This is a genomic window from Candidatus Komeilibacteria bacterium CG_4_10_14_0_2_um_filter_37_10 (assembly GCA_002793075.1).
Taxonomy (GTDB): Bacteria; Patescibacteriota; Patescibacteriia; order UBA1558; family UBA1558; genus UM-FILTER-37-10.
The window spans coordinates 1-15,425 of sequence record PFPO01000073.1; the positions used below are offsets into that span (position 1 = coordinate 1).

Annotated in this window: 17 protein-coding genes; 16 read left to right on the forward strand and 1 reads right to left on the reverse strand. The window is 35.4% G+C overall.

Translation table 11 applies throughout. The features are described from left to right. Positions 1–82: 82 nt before the first annotated feature. From COX77_03745 to COX77_03785, 9 genes are all read left to right on the forward strand, one after another. Complete coding sequence (locus tag COX77_03745) at positions 83–1,060, forward strand: hypothetical protein (protein PIZ98615.1); 978 nt, start codon at positions 83–85, stop codon at positions 1,058–1,060. 102 nt (positions 1,061–1,162) lie between these two features. After that, positions 1,163–2,377, forward strand: coding sequence for a cysteine desulfurase NifS (locus COX77_03750; GenBank protein PIZ98616.1), 1,215 nt, complete (start codon positions 1,163–1,165; stop codon positions 2,375–2,377). Beyond that, positions 2,355–2,705 carry a hypothetical protein gene (locus COX77_03755; protein ID PIZ98617.1) on the forward strand — a complete coding sequence of 117 codons (351 nt, stop codon included), beginning with the start codon at positions 2,355–2,357 and terminating at the stop codon, positions 2,703–2,705. The genes COX77_03750 and COX77_03755 overlap by 23 nt, the downstream gene beginning before the upstream one ends. 4 nt (positions 2,706–2,709) lie before the next feature. Further along, the gene (mraY, locus tag COX77_03760; GenBank protein PIZ98618.1) at positions 2,710–3,762 is read left to right on the forward strand and encodes a phospho-N-acetylmuramoyl-pentapeptide-transferase; all 1,053 of its coding nucleotides are present in this window, start codon (positions 2,710–2,712) and stop codon (positions 3,760–3,762) included. 4 nt (positions 3,763–3,766) lie between these two features. Then, positions 3,767–5,116 (forward strand): UDP-N-acetylmuramoyl-L-alanine--D-glutamate ligase, encoded by a 1,350-nt coding sequence (gene murD, locus COX77_03765; protein ID PIZ98619.1) that lies wholly within the window; start codon positions 3,767–3,769, stop codon positions 5,114–5,116. Then, positions 5,113–6,255 carry a stage V sporulation protein E gene (locus COX77_03770; GenBank protein ID PIZ98620.1) on the forward strand — a complete coding sequence of 381 codons (1,143 nt, stop codon included), beginning with the start codon at positions 5,113–5,115 and terminating at the stop codon, positions 6,253–6,255. The genes murD and COX77_03770 overlap by 4 nt, the downstream gene beginning before the upstream one ends. Further along, on the forward strand, positions 6,252–7,316 hold the full coding sequence (locus tag COX77_03775) for a hypothetical protein (protein PIZ98621.1): 1,065 nt from the start codon (positions 6,252–6,254) through the stop codon (positions 7,314–7,316). The genes COX77_03770 and COX77_03775 overlap by 4 nt, the downstream gene beginning before the upstream one ends. Continuing rightward, entirely contained in the window at positions 7,309–8,700 is a 1,392-nt protein-coding gene (gene murC / locus COX77_03780; protein PIZ98622.1) for a UDP-N-acetylmuramate--L-alanine ligase, read from the forward strand. Before COX77_03775 ends, murC begins: the two co-directional genes overlap by 8 nt. After that, the gene (locus tag COX77_03785) at positions 8,697–9,668 is read left to right on the forward strand and encodes a UDP-N-acetylenolpyruvoylglucosamine reductase (GenBank protein ID PIZ98623.1); all 972 of its coding nucleotides are present in this window, start codon (positions 8,697–8,699) and stop codon (positions 9,666–9,668) included. Before murC ends, COX77_03785 begins: the two co-directional genes overlap by 4 nt. A 17-nt stretch (positions 9,669–9,685) precedes the next feature. On the opposite strand, the gene COX77_03790 is transcribed toward COX77_03785, so the two are convergent. Beyond that, positions 9,686–9,952: a hypothetical protein gene (locus tag COX77_03790; protein ID PIZ98624.1), complete on the reverse strand. Its 267-nt coding sequence runs from the start codon at positions 9,950–9,952 to the stop codon at positions 9,686–9,688. 101 nt (positions 9,953–10,053) lie between these two features. Here COX77_03790 and COX77_03795 point away from each other — a divergent pair, with 101 nt between their 5' ends. The 7 genes from COX77_03795 to COX77_03825 are packed head-to-tail and all read left to right on the forward strand — an operon-like array spanning position 10,054 to position 15,424. Further along, on the forward strand, positions 10,054–12,798 hold the full coding sequence (locus COX77_03795; protein PIZ98625.1) for a preprotein translocase subunit SecA: 2,745 nt from the start codon (positions 10,054–10,056) through the stop codon (positions 12,796–12,798). Between the two features lie 15 nt (positions 12,799–12,813). Further along, the gene (locus tag COX77_03800; protein ID PIZ98626.1) at positions 12,814–13,224 is read left to right on the forward strand and encodes a hypothetical protein; all 411 of its coding nucleotides are present in this window, start codon (positions 12,814–12,816) and stop codon (positions 13,222–13,224) included. Continuing rightward, positions 13,185–13,703, forward strand: coding sequence for a hypothetical protein (locus COX77_03805; protein ID PIZ98627.1), 519 nt, complete (start codon positions 13,185–13,187; stop codon positions 13,701–13,703). Before COX77_03800 ends, COX77_03805 begins: the two co-directional genes overlap by 40 nt. A gap of 44 nt (positions 13,704–13,747) precedes the next feature. Beyond that, entirely contained in the window at positions 13,748–14,074 is a 327-nt protein-coding gene (locus COX77_03810) for a hypothetical protein (GenBank protein PIZ98628.1), read from the forward strand. 35 nt (positions 14,075–14,109) lie between these two features. Then, positions 14,110–14,478: an inorganic pyrophosphatase gene (locus COX77_03815; protein PIZ98629.1), complete on the forward strand. Its 369-nt coding sequence runs from the start codon at positions 14,110–14,112 to the stop codon at positions 14,476–14,478. Beyond that, on the forward strand, positions 14,478–14,960 hold the full coding sequence (locus tag COX77_03820; protein ID PIZ98672.1) for a DNA mismatch repair protein MutT: 483 nt from the start codon (positions 14,478–14,480) through the stop codon (positions 14,958–14,960). The genes COX77_03815 and COX77_03820 overlap by 1 nt, the downstream gene beginning before the upstream one ends. Before the next feature lie 11 nt (positions 14,961–14,971). Then, positions 14,972–15,424 (forward strand): hypothetical protein, encoded by a 453-nt coding sequence (locus COX77_03825; GenBank protein ID PIZ98630.1) that lies wholly within the window; start codon positions 14,972–14,974, stop codon positions 15,422–15,424. The last annotated feature ends 1 nt before the right edge of the window (position 15,425 follow it).

Consider the following 15,425-nt stretch of genomic DNA (forward strand, 5'->3'; position numbering starts at 1 on the left):
CTAGTCCCAAGCTTAATTAAACTAAAAAGACACCTAAGTTAAGGTAAAATAATTAAATCCACTAATTATTAACCTAACAAAGATGTTTTACGGCCATTTTAAATCATTTCAAAGAAATGAACTATCGGCCCTACTCCGAGCCGGCTTAACACAGAAAGAAGCGGCTGAGCTATTAAACAAAACAGCTTCAGCTGTTTGTCAGGAATTAAAAAGAAACCCTGCGAACACTAAAACTGGTTATGATGCAGGGATAGCTAAAAAGAAAACTAAGGAGCGAAGAATAATAGCCAATCAAAGATTTAGAAAAATAGAAAATAATATTTGGTTAAGAAACTACATAATCAAAAAAATAAAGTCGTATTGGTCGCCGGAACAAATCAGTGGTCGCTTAAAAAGAAAATGGTCAGCTAATAAAAATAGGCATATTAACAAAGATAGTATCTATAAATTCATTTATGAGCATAGAAAAGACTTAGTTAAATATTTAAGGTGTCAGAAAGGTAAATACAGACGTCGTTATGGCACTATAATACGCGAAAAACAACGAGAAAAGTTAAAAAAGAGAAGAATAGATCAAAGACCTGTAATAGTTGAGAAAAGAAAAAGAATTGGTGATTGGGAAGGCGACACAATTGTCGGTCAAGAACGCGTTAAACAAATCTTAACGCATGTTGAAAGAAAAAGCGGAATAATCTTTGGCGACAAACTGGAATACTCAACCGCTGAGGAAACCAAAAATAAAACAATAAAGCGCTTCAATAAAATACCTGAAAACAAAAAATATACCCTTACCTATGATAATGACACAACCTTTTCAGAATATGAACTGATCGAAAGGAAAACAGGGGTAGAGATATTTTTCGCTCATCCTTATCATTCTTGGGAACGAGGAACAAATGAGAGTGCTAATGGATTATTGAGGCAGTTCTTTCCAAAGAAATCAGCTTTTGCTATGATAACGCAAGAACAAATTGATAAGGTTTGTTATCTGATCAACAATCGTCCAAGAAAAAGATTGAATTATCTTACTCCTAACGAAGTGTTTAACCGCCAACGATAATTAAGATTTGAAATAGAATTTAAGCTTCGACATTAGCCGACGAATTTATGGATATTTTTTACTTTTCTAATTTGAAAAAAAATGTTATAGTACTAGAGAAAAATGAATTTATCTATGAAGAAACACTATTACTTTGATTATGCTGCTACCACGCCAGTTGATGTGCGTGTAGTTAAGGCGATGGCCAAATATTGGTCCGATGATTTTGGTAATGCTTCATCAATTCATTGGTTTGGTCAGAGAGCTCGGGCTGCCGTTGAACAGGCTCGACAAACTATTGCTGATTATTTATATGTCCAGCCACACGAAATACTGTTTACTTCCGGTGCGACCGAGGGCGATAATTTAGCTATTAAGGGAGTAGTAGATTTTTATCGTCAATTATGGCTAGCGCAGAAGATTAATCAGCAACCCCATATTATTACCAGTTATATCGAGCACCCAGCAGTTATTGAATCGGGACTCAATTTGGAAAAAAAGGGATGTCAATTATCTTTAGTAAAACCAGGACTTAACGGCATTGTAAATGTTGTTGATATTATTAAGCAGATCAAAGACAATACAGTGTTAATTTCTTTGATGTATGTCAATAATGAAGTCGGTACTATTCAACCAGTAAAGGAATTAGGAAAACAATTATTAGCTATTAATAAAGAAAGAATTGATCGTCATTTTCCAAAAATATATTTTCACGTAGACGCTGTCCAAGCCTTAAATTATTGTAATTGTCGTCCCAAACACATTGAAGCTGATTTAATGACCTTTTCTGGTCATAAAATTTCTGGTCCCAAGGGAATTGGTTTTAATTTTATTAAAGAAAAAACACCACTCATTCGTCAACAAGACGGTGGATCGCAGGAAAGGGGAATAAGAGCTGGTACTTTTAACAGTAGCGGTATAGTAGGTTTAGCCACAGCCATTAAATTGCTCGGTAGTGAGCAAGAAAAGCGTATAAAAACTGTAAGTCAATATAAAAATCAGTTAATAACTACGATGCGTCAATACAAAAAGATTGGTTTCAACGGATCATTAACGGAAGCTATTCCCAGTACTTGTAATATAAGTTTTCCTAATTTTAGTTCTGAGGATTTGGTTATTAAGTTAGATTTAATGGGTCTAGCAGTATCTGCTGGCTCTGCCTGTGCAGCGGGTGCCATCAAAGTATCACCAGTATTACGAGCTATGGGTGTCCGAGAAGAACAGGCAAAAAAATCAATTCGTTTAAGTTGGGGTAAAGATACTACCAGTGAGGAATTTAAATACCTATTAAACTGTTTAAAAAAGATAGTTGCCGATGATAAAAATACTAAAAAATAAACACCATTTGCTTTCCGCCCTTTTTTTTATTCTGGCTGTTATTTGTAATTTCGCTGGTTTAGCTTATCTTTTATTTATTATTCATCCCAATAGTAATCAAGTACCCTTGCATTATAATATTTATTTTGGCATTGATCGGTACGGATCAGGTTGGCAGCTATACACACCTTTTTTATTTGGTTTATTATTGACATTAATTAATTTTTATTTGTGTTATCGTTGGTTAACAAAAAATGAAAAAATACGTTTATACGTAGCTATCATATCCTTGGTTATTAATATTATTATTATAGCCACTTGTTTTTCGTTAATTTACTATTATTACTAATAATATGGATCTTAATCTTTGGCCGATAATTAAAATTTTTGTGATAACGACAATAACTTTTACAACAGCAATGTTAGCAACGCCATTGTTAACACATTTTTTGTACAAATATCGTTTAGGTAAGGAGATTAGACCAGCGTCCAATGCTCCTATTTTTTATGAACATCATCAGCAAAAAAGTGGCACACCAACCATGGGTGGTATTATCATTTGGCTAGTCGTATTATTTTGGGCTTTACTTTTTTTCTTTTTAGCTAAATTTTTTTCTTTCAGTCTTTTTTATGATTTAAATTTTTTATCGCGCGCGCAAACATGGTTACCCCTCGGTGCTTTAATTGCTGCGGCCTTGATTGGGTTAGTTGATGATTTTTTCAATGTAAAAAAAATTGGACCCAATGGCGGAGGATTGCGCATGAAACATCGTTTGTTACTTTATACGATTATTGCTTTGGTTGCTGCTTACTGGTTTTATTTTAAATTAGATTGGGATTTATTACACTTGGCATTTCTCGGTACCTGGTCAGTTGGTTGGTGGTATATACCAATTATTACTCTCGTGATTGTCGCAACATCATTTTCTGTCAATGAGACAGACGGTTTGGATGGTCTGGCCGGAGGTGTTCTGGTCACTAATTTTGTGACCTTTGGCGCCATTGCCTTTATGCAAGGCAAGATTGAATTAGCTGTTTTGTGCGGCGCTATTGTCGGAGCTTTATTAGCTTTTTTGTGGTTTAATATTTCTCCCGCTAGATTTTTTATGGGTGATACTGGCGCGATGGCCCTGGGCGTTACTTTAGGAATTATTGCCATACTAACTAATTCTTTGTTTATTTTACCAATTACGGGAATTATTCTCGTATTAGAATCCTTATCCGTTATTATTCAAGTTTTATCCAAAAAAATAAGGGGAAAAAAAGTATTTCAATCGGCGCCGTGGCATCATCATTTAGAAGCAATTGGCTGGCCAGAATATAAGATAGTTATGCGTTTTTGGGTAGTTTCAGGCGTAGCTTCTGTCGTTGGTTTTGTGTTGTTTTTAATCGATTACTATATCTAAATTAATGATTGAAAAAAAGTATCTAGTAATGGGACTTGGTTTGCACGGTGGTGGCTTGGGTGTAGCTAAATGGCTAGCTGAACAAGGACACCCTGTTTTAATAACCGATTTAAAAAATCAACGGGAATTAGCTGCATCTTTAGCACCATTAAAAAAGTTTAAAAATATTACTTATCGATTAGGCCAACATCAGTTAAGCGATTTTCAAAACGCCGCAGTTGTGATTGCCAATCCCAGCGTCAGGCAAGATAATAAATATTTATTAGCAGCTAAAAAAGTAAAAGCTAAAATATACAACGATTTATCATTTTTTTTGACCCTATGCCCTTGTCCAGTTATTGGCATTACGGGTACCAAAGGTAAGAGTACGACAGCGACATTGATTTATCAGCTTCTAAAAACGGGACAAAAAAAGAAGGTTTATTTAGGAGGCAATATTCGTATTAGTCCTTTTTCTTTTTTGTCTAAATTAACAACCCAAGATCTAGTAGTGCTAGAGTTTTCCAGTTGGCAATGTGAGGGACTAAAAAGTATCAAGTATAGTCCCAGCGTAGCAATATTGACTAATGTTGGGCAGGATCATTTGAATACCTATAAAAATTTTACTGCTTATCGCAATGCCAAATTGTTACTTTTTAAATATCAGACAAAAAAAGATTGGGCAATTATTAACCGCGATGATCGAGCTAGTCAACAAGCTACAGGATTTATTGTGGGGAAAATAAAGAAATTTTCTTTATCTCATGGTGATAATTATGTTAAGAATAATTATTTGTATTATCAGCAAAGAAAATTAATGTCAATTGATCAGTTAAAACTGACTGGTCAGTATAATATCGCCAATATGATTGCGGCTTTATATGTTGCTCAAATATATCATCTATCTTTAGCACGCGTCAGAATTATTTTAAAAAATTTTTCTGGTTTACCTGGTCGGCGGCAATTGATTAGAGTGTGGCAAGGACGTAAATTTGTTAATGATACTACAGCAACATCACCGCTAGCGACAATAACATCTCTCCAGTCTAGTCAGCAACCAATAATTTTGATTGCTGGCGGTATGGATAAGTCTCTGTCATATAATCAATTAGCGAAAACAATCCAGCAAAAAGTTGATTTTTTATTGTTATTACCAGGATCAGCGACTGACAAAATAAAACCATTATTAAAACGATTATCTTATAAAAAGTATCAAGAAGTAAGTTCTTTAGCTGCAGCAGTCAAGATAGCAAAACAAAAATCTAAACCTACTTACACTATTTTATTATCACCAGCAGCAGCTAGTTTCAATCTTTTTATCAATGAATTTGATCGTGGTGATCAGTTTAATAAATTAGTTAATCAGAAGCCATGAGAGGGAAAGATAATCTTTTATTAAAATTTAAAAGTATTTTTGTATTTGATCACCGGGGCACAGATTATGTCTTATTGTTTAGTATTGGTTTGATTATTATCTTTGGTTTATTAATGCTCTCATCGGCATCAGCAGTTGTTGCTTTTGAGAAATATCACAATAGTTATTATTTTGTATTAGGTCAATTATTTAAGGGAATATTACCGGGTATTATATTATTATTTATTGGCTGGCGCCTTCCCTATACATTTTGGAAAAAATATTCTTTTTTACTATTTGTCGCATCAATTTTATTTCTCGTTGCCGTTTTTATTCCTGGTCTCGGCGTAACAATAAATAATTCGCGTAGCTGGATTGGCTTCTTTGGTTTAACTTTTCAACCAGCAGAAATTGTGAAGATAACTTTTCTAATATACTTAGCCAGCTGGTTAGAAAAGAGGGGTGAAATTGGATTACGCGATTTGGATAGTAGTACAATTCCTTTTTTGATTATGATTAGTCTGATTGCTTTTTTGTTTATTCAGCAACCAGATTTAGGATCACTAATAGTCTTGTTGGCAATTTCCTATATTATTTACTTTATTGCTGGCGCCCCGATGAAGCATTTATTAATCATGGCCCTAGTTGGTATCATTTTAATGATGGGTATATTGGTCATTAAACATCCTGATCGCTTACAAGTATTTTTTTCTGATAGTGGCAGTTCTGACGAATCCTATCAAACAGATCAAATTCAGATTGCTATTGGCGCTGGTGGTTTTTGGGGACAAGGTTTGGGTCACTCGAAACAAAAATTTCGTTATCTGCCAGAAGTACAAAACGATTCTATCTTTGCGGTGATTGCCGAGGAGTTAGGATTTATCGTCAGCTCTTTATTAATTTTAACTTATTTTTTAATTTTGAGTAGAGGATTGAAGATCGCTCGCGCTAGTCCTGATGCTTATGGTCGTTTATTGGCTACGGGTATTACTATTTGGTTTCTGGTTCAAGCAATGATAAACTTCGGTGGTATGTTATCAGTAATACCATTGACTGGATTGCCCTTACCCTTTATTTCCTATGGTGGAACATCAATGGCGATGACAATGTTTGCTTTTGGTATACTATTAAACATCTCTCAACAAAGAAGAAAAATATGAAAATAGCTTTTATTGGTGGTGGTACTATGGGATCTGTTTCACCCTTGATAGCCACTGCTCAATATTTAATTAAAGAAAAAAAAATTACCAATGCCGACTTTATTTGGATTGGCTCTTATGGTGGACCCGAAAGGAAAGTAATCACTGAATTGCATTGGTCCTATCAACCACTACACTCTGGTAAGTGGCGCCGCTATTTTAGCTGGCAGAATTTCACTGATCTGATTAAAGTTTTAATTGGTTTTTTTCAATCGTTAATAATTATAATACGAGAACATCCTACGGTCATGGTTACCGCGGGTTCATTTTTGGCTATACCCTTTTACTTAGCTGCTAAATTAACGGGAGTTAAAGTAATTATTCATCAGTTAGATTTACCGGTAGGATTGGCCAATAGAATTATGGCTCATGGTGCCTGCGCCATAACTGTTTCTTGGCCAGAATTAGTCAGTGCCTTTAGTAGGGCCATAGAATATATCGGTACACCGATTAGAGATAGTATTTTAAGAGTAAAATCATCACCCTTGCAGCAACAACTAGTTACGGAAATTAATAATCGACCAGTAATTTTAATTACGGGCGGCGGTACTGGCGCTGATCAATTAAATAACTTTATTGACCAAATTATTGATCAGTTAACTAACCAGTACTTTGTTATTCATTTAACTGGCGTTAATAAGATAGGTAGTCGTATCAATAAGAAAGGTTGCTATTATGTGAATGAATTTTTTGATGAAGAACAGATGGGATTTGTTCTGCAAAGAGCCGATCTGATCGTTTCCCGAGCAGGAATTGGTGCGTTATCAGAGATGTTGGCACTGGGAAAGAAAGTATTAATTATCCCAATAGCTGATTCTCATCAGGAGAAAAATGCTCAATATTTTAGAGAACGTCAACTAGTCGACGTGATTTATAGTAGTGAATTGACAAAAGAATTGTTTTTATCTACGGTGAGTAGCAGTTTGTTACAACATGATTTAGTGCAGCAACAGGGTAGAGAACTGGTCCGGCCTGATACGGCGGCGGCTAAGTTAGGCAATAAAATTATTAAATATGGTTAAAAAGAATTGGTTAAAAATTAAAAAAGTTTATTTATCTGGCATTGGTGGTATTGGCGTTTCTGCTTTAGCGCGTTTTTTTCATTATCACGGTATTAGTATCATCGGTACTGAGATTTGTTCTTCCTCGATCACCGATAATCTGGAGTTAATCGGTATTAAAATTAATCGTAAACATTTAGCCACTAATATTACTACGGATATTGATTTATTTATTCATACACCAGCGATCAGTACAGATAATCCTGAATTATTAGCCGCCCAAAAATTAAATATTCCAGTTTATAGTTATCCAGCATTTCTTGGTGAATTGTCTAAACAGTATAAAACTATTGCTGTTTCCGGAACTCATGGTAAATCCACGACCACATCTTTAGTTGGTCTTTTTTTAACTGCTGGTAAAATAGATCCAACAATTATAGTAGGTAGTCAAGTAAATCATTTTGATCATAATTTTCGGTACGGTCAAAGCCCGTGGTTGGTAGTTGAAGCCTGTGAGTATCGTGGCCACATGCTTTATTTACAACCTGAGATTATCACGATTACCAATTTAGAAGCTGATCATTTAGATTATTACCGCGATCTTAATGATATTGTTAAACATTTTGAAAAATTCATTCGTAAATTAAAAAGTCATCACCTCTGTTTGAATGTTGACGATCCAACGCTTCGCCACTTAGCTACTAAGAATGAATGTTTAACTTACGGTATTGAACAGCAGGCAAAGTTACAGGCGAGAAATATCAAGATTAAAGATCAAAAACAATGCTTTGATTTGTATTATGCCAATAAAAAGATTATTTCGTTATCTTTGTCTATTCCTGGACGTTTTAATATTTACAATACTTTAGCCGCTATCGCTTCCACCTGGTCATTTAAATTAGACCCCCGAGTTTATCAGCATGTCTTACAGACATTTGCTGGCTGTTGGCGTCGTTTTGAAATTTTGGGATCCTGGCAGCAGCAACCAAATACTTTGGTAATCTCGGACTACGCTCATCATCCGACAGCCGTAGCTGTTACTATCAAAGCAGCAAAAGAATTTTATCCGCATAAACGATTGGTAGTAGTTTTTCAGCCCCATCAGGTGCATCGTACGCTAAAGTTATTTAAAGAGTTTTCCCAATCTTTTACTTTAGCTGATGAATTAATACTCTGTAGTATTTATGGTGTTGTTGGGCGCGAGAATGACAAGGAAAGTAAGGAAATATTAATTGATCAGCTAGCCACAGCTTGCCGTCAGGAATCCAAAGTTAGCGTTCGTGTCGAAAAAAATATTAGTCAATTAACCAATACCATTGAATCAATAATTAAGGCTAATGATTTAATATTAATCATCGGCGCCGGATCTATTGATCAGACAGTACGTCAATATTTAAAAATATGACCAAAGCTGAATTGTGTTTACAAAAGCTTAGGGAACTAACAGAGATTAAAGAAAATTATCCCTTGGCTAATTTAACATCTTATCACATCGGTGGTCCCGCAAAATATTATTGCCAATTAACCGAATTAAGATTAATTCCTCTTATTTGGCAACTAATCAAACAATGGCAAATGCCCCATTGTTTATTGGGTAGTGGATCTAATGTTTTGATTAATGATTTAGGCTATGAGGGACTCGTAATAAGAGTTGGTTTAAATAAAATTGATGTAAACGAGCAAACGATCGTTGCTAGTTCTGATATTTCTCTAGTTTCTTTAGTAAGTACTGCTTTAGAAAATAATCTCAGTGGCTTAGAATTTGCTGTTGGTATTCCGGGATCAACTGGTGGTGCTGTGGTGGGTAATGCCGGAGCTTATGGCGGACAGATAGCAGATTTAGTTACTAATTGTCTAATATTGAATGAGGAATACAGATTAGTTACCTTAACGAAAGAACAACTACAATTCAGTTACCGTGATAGTATTTTTAAACATCGAGATTTATTACTAATACAAACCACTTTTAATTTAGCTCCGGGTTTAAGCTCAGAAATTCAACGAAAAATGTTAGAGTATAATACTGATCGTTGGTCAAAACAACCAGCTTATCCTTCAGCTGGTAGTGTTTTTAAAAATATTGTTTTAACTGAGCAAGTTTTAGCAGTATTGAAAAAAACAATATCTCAAGAAATCCCAGATCAATATCGGCAATATGGTAAAATTCCTGCTGCTTGGTTGATAGATTTAGCTGGTTTAAAAGGAAAGTGTTTTGGCGGCGCCATGATTTCCGAAAAGCATGCTAATTTTATTATCAATTACAATCAAGCAACATCAGCTGATGTTATCCAAGCAATTAATTTTATAAAAAATAAAGTTAATGATTTATTTCAAATTAAATTAGAAGAGGAAATCAGATATATTGGTTTTTGAAAAAGCAGTGCTAATTATTAGCGCTGCTTTTTAAACCATTCATTGATTTGGGCATCTTTACCGTGTTGACAATAGATAGTAAAGCGTAGACTTTTATTTTTTTGTGCACTAGCTTCTAGGATGCGTAAATTCTTACGGCTAATACGCCAAGCTAATATTCTTTTCTCGGCTACCAGCAGATTATCGCATTGGGCGTCACTAGCTGAGCAGTCGGCAATAAGTAAATTAGCTATCGCGGCATTAGTGTAATCATCAATCGGTTGTATGTACCACTGAGTAGTCATCGGACCTCCTTTTCTATCTTTGTACTACTATCTCTAATTATTGTCAATAATTATATTATCTGTTATATTAAGTCCAGTTTACTATTAATTTCTGCAAATAAATGAGCTTACTTAATTTTATTTTCGGTGACGCAAATGAGAAATATATCAAATCACTGCAACCACTAGTAGAACAGATAAACAAATTAGAAACAGACATTGGATTATTATCCAGCGAAGAGTTACGAAATAAAACCATTGAATTTAAGAAACGTTTAGTTGACGGTGAATCTCTCGATAATATTTTACCGGAGGCTTTTGCTGTGGTGCGCGAGGCCGCCAAAAGAACATTAAAGCAACGACACTTTGATGTCCAATTGATCGGTGGCATAGTTTTACATCGTGGGCAGATAGCGGAGATGAGAACTGGTGAAGGAAAAACAATAACTGCTACTTTGCCAGTTTATCTAAATGCCTTAACCGGTAAGGGTGTCCATGTTGTCACGGTAAATGACTATCTAGCTAAACGTGATGCTACTTGGATGGGGCAAATTTATAATTATTTAGGTTTATCAGTTGGTGTCATTCAGCACGAAACAGCGTATTTGTACGATGCCCAGTTTGTTGATGAAAATTCTACCATTGATAAAATTCGTGATCAGGGCGTGGCAGTAGAACCAGAGTTACTTAAACCATGTTATCGTCAGGAGGCATATGCGGCTGATATTATTTATGGCACCAACAACGAATTTGGTTTTGATTATTTGAAAGATAATATGGTACCGAGTACGCAGCAAATGTCGCAGCGTGAACTATATTATGCCATTGTTGATGAAGTTGATTCGATTCTAATCGACGAAGCGCGAACGCCATTAATTATTTCCGCGCCAGCTGAGGAGTCTACTGACGAATACTATCATTTTGCGAAGATCGTTCGTAATTTACAAGTGAATTCTGATTATAATATTGATGAAAAGCTCCGAGCTGTGACTTTGACTGAAGACGGTATGACGAAAGTGGAAAAGATTTTAGGTGTCGATAATATTTATCAAAGTAAGGGCTTACGAACTGTTCATCATTTGGAACAAGCGCTGAAAGCTGAGGTTTTGTTTAAAAAGGATAAAGACTACGTAGTCAAAGACGATGAAGTAATTATTGTTGATGAATTTACCGGTCGCATGATGTTTGGTCGTCGTTATTCTGAAGGACTACACCAAGCTATTGAAGCTAAGGAAGATGTCAAAATTCAAAAAGAAAGTTTAACCCTAGCTACTATTACTTTTCAAAATTATTTTCGCATCTATCAGAAACTAGCTGGCATGACCGGTACCGCAGCAACTGAAGCTGAAGAATTCGCGAAAATTTACAAGCTGGACGTTACCGTCATCCCGACGAATAAAGAGATTATTAGAATTGACCATAATGATTTAATCTATCAAGACGAGGCTAGTAAATTCAGAGCTATTGTTCAAGAAATAAAGAAACGTTATGAAAAGAAACAACCAGTCTTGGTTGGCACTATCTCAATCGCTAAAAATGAATTACTATCGGAGCTTTTGAAGCGCGAGGGCGTCCCTCATCAACTATTAAATGCTAAACAACACGAAAAAGAAGCTTCGACTATTGCCCAAGCCGGTAAATTACAGGCCGTAACTATTGCTACTAATATGGCAGGTCGCGGTGTGGATATTATTTTAGGTGGCAACCCAGTTGATCAACAGGAAGCTGAACAAGTAAAATCATTGGGTGGACTGCTAGTCATCGGTACTGAAAGACATGAATCCCGACGCATAGATAATCAATTGCGTGGTCGCGCTGGGCGTCAAGGTGATCCCGGATCCACACTATTTTATGTTTCACTCGACGATGATCTGATGCGTATCTTCGGCTCGGAAAGGATGAAATCTTTGATGAAGACTTTGAAGGTGCCTGAAGATATGCCGATTGAGAATGGCATGATTAGCAAGTCGATTGAGTCAGCGCAACGAAAAGTTGAGGGGCATAATTTTGATATTAGAAAGCATCTGGTTGAGTATGATGATGTGATTAATAAACATCGAGAGGTTATTTATCAACGACGAAAAAATATTTTACTGATGGCTGAAGGTCGCACTGATAATTTAAATTGGCTTAATATCGATGGCCAACCAATCAAAAGCTTATCCGATTACATTGCCGATTTAATCAATCAAGAATTGGATCAGGTGATAAATTTTCATACTACGGCGGAAGGTCAACAGGACTATCAAGAGATATTGGAAACTTTGAAATCAATATGTCAATTGGCAGATTCCGAGATTGCGGAGTACCACAAAATCATCAATGATCATGAGTTAGAATCGCATCAAATCAGACATCAATTGATTGAACACTCGCGTCAGTTATTGCAAGCGAAATATACTGATTTGCAAGCCAAGTTCGCGGCGACTGTGGGCGATGCTACTGCTTGGTCGCGAGTGGAATTGTCACTAATATTGCGGACGATTGATAATTTATGGATTGATCACTTAGAAGCTATTGATTATTTAAAGCAAGGTATTGGCTTGCGTGGTTACGGACAACGTGATCCGCTAGTAGAATACAAAAAGGAATCGTTTTTACTTTTTGATCAGTTGTTAGATTCCATTCAAAATGAAATTGTTTATAATATTTTTAAATTAGGCGAAACAATAAATATCGGTGGCAAAGATTTAGCCAATCGTCCACTTAATTTAATCAAAAATAATCCCACTTCCCAATTTGCCCAGCAAGAGACTGAGCGTCAATCAGCGGTTACGAAAACTTTTAATAATGAACCCAAGGTAGGACGTAACGAGCCATGTCCGTGTGGTAGCGGGAAGAAATATAAAAAGTGTCATGGGGTGTAGGAGTATAATAAAACTATGGAAAAAATAACTTACACATTTATAGTAGCGGGAGTAGTTATTAAGCAAGACGATAAATATTTACTTGTGCAGGAAAATCGTCCAGGCACTGAAGTTAATGGTTTGTGGAATTTTCCGGCGGGAAAGGTTGAAGAAGGTGATTCAATTGAACAAACGGCAATAAAGGAAGCAAAGGAAGAAGTTGGATACGATGTAGATCTGATTCGTAAAATTGATATCTTCCAAGCACACTCAAATACACCACCTAAACACGCCTTTGAGGCGAAAATTGTTGGCGGAAAACTTGATTGGCCGAAGAACGAAATTATGGATGCAAGATGGTTTACTTGGCAAGAAATTCAAGAAATGAAAGAGAGTCTGCGATCTGAATGGATTATCGGAGCAGTGAGTATACTAGAAAGTATATGATTAGATTAAGAAAAATCAATGCTTCTGATGAAGAATATTTTGTTAAATGGTGGCGAGATAAATTATTATTGAGAGTGACCAGTGGAGAGTTGAGAAGGATTTCAAATCAAGAAGTTAATGAATATTTTAGTAGAATATTAGAAGATAAAAAAGATAAGCAGTATATGATAACGGTAAATGGGAAAGTAATTGGTCACTTAGCATTGAAACAGAGAAGGGGTGGTTGGTATGAAACACAGATTGTTATTGGTGAGAAAAATCAACAAAACAGAGGACATGGCACAAAGGCGATAAAACAACTTTTAAATAAAGCACGGAAATTTTGTATTAAAAAAATTTATTTAGAAGTTCGGCCAAATAACCTAAGAGCAATTAAGGTTTACGAGAAATGCGGTTTTCAAAAAGTCGAGATAAAAAAGTATCCAAGAAATAGGTATTTAATGCAAACTTTAAGAATGATTATCCGAACGCAGGAATAATATCAAGAGATACCACGAAGTTTAGAAATTTATTAAATAAAAATATGGACCAACCAAAAAATGTTAAAATTGTAGTATTTGTGCCAGAGTCACATGCGGATATAGTTCGCAGTGTGATAGAGGAAACTGGTTCAGGAAAAATCGGAAACTATACACAATGTAGTTTTTCTGTAAAAGGTGTGGGTAGATTTAAACCTGAAGACGGTGCCCATCCAGCAATCGGTGAAGTTGGAAAATTAGAATCAGTTCAGGAAGAAAGAATAGAATTTGTCTGCGATCGTGCCCAAGCAAAAGATGTTGTCGTAGCCATCAAGAAAGTACATCCCTATGAAGAAGTGGTGATAGATATATATTCGTTAGAGGAAATTTAATTTTTGATGTATTTGAAAAGTAATATCAAAATATTATGGAACGTAATTCATCAAAATCATTGATCTTAGCAAAGCAGTTCCTTGGTCAAGAAGTGAATATTATTATTGATCGACCTTTGGGCAGTCGTCATCCTAAGCACGACACGATCTATGAAGTGAACTATGGTTACCTTCCTGGTGTTTTGGCACCCGACGGTGAAGAATTAGATGTCTATTATTTGGGATCAAAAATAATATTAGGTGAAGCAACGGGCATTGTGCGAGCAATTATTCATCGATTAGAAGACGACGATGATAAATTAGTAGTGATGCCTCATAATACTGATATGACTGATGAAGAAATTGAAAAAGCAGTACTATTTCAAGAAAGATATTTTAAACACGAAATTATTAGAAGTATATGATAAAAATATTAACTCTATGCTTCGTTATAAAAAATAACCAGATTTTACTAGGTATGAAGAAGCGTGGTTTTGGTGTTGGTCACTGGAATGGTTTTGGTGGTAAAGTTGAAGCGGGGGAAACAATTGAACAAGCAGCACAACGAGAACTGAAAGAAGAGGCTGGGATAAGATCTGTTGATTTAATAAAGAAAGGTATTATTGACTTTACTTTTCTTGAGCAATCACCTAATTTGCAAGTACATATTTTTAGCTGCTCAGAGTACCAAGAGGAGATTCGGGAAACTGAAGAGATGAAACCCGAGTGGTTTGAACTGGATAAGTTACCACTGGCACAAATGTGGGAAGCGGATAGAGTTTGGTTACCATTTTTATTAGCTAATAAAAAATTTCAAGGATCATTTTTATATGATCACGCTTCCACAGCTAATGATCCCGGTATAATAATAAAGCAAGATATTAAAGAAATTTTTGGAATTAATTAATTAATATTTTTATGGCCAACGATTATTACCAAAATTTACCTACTAAACGTATGTCTGCTTTAGCACTGTATTATAATGAGCAAAAGGATATTTTAATCGTTAAACCGAATTATGCAGATTATTGGCTGCTACCCGGGGGTGTTATTGAGAAAGACGAATCACCATTACAGGCTATTCAAAGAGAAATCCAAGAAGAAATAGGCTTAGAGCAACAAGATTTTAAATTAGTAGTAGTCGACTACGTAGCAACTGATGAGCACTCAGAGAGTATCAAATTTTTGTTCATAGGCGGTGATTTAGCAGTTGATAAAATAAAATTGGATAATAAAGAGTTATCAGAATTTAAATATGTTAAATTAGATAAAGCTCTTATGTTGCTGCATAAAAACATTGCCCAAAGAATAGAAACATATTTTCAGGAGCAAAAGGAATTTCTCTACATAGAAAATGGCCAATTAATTTAGT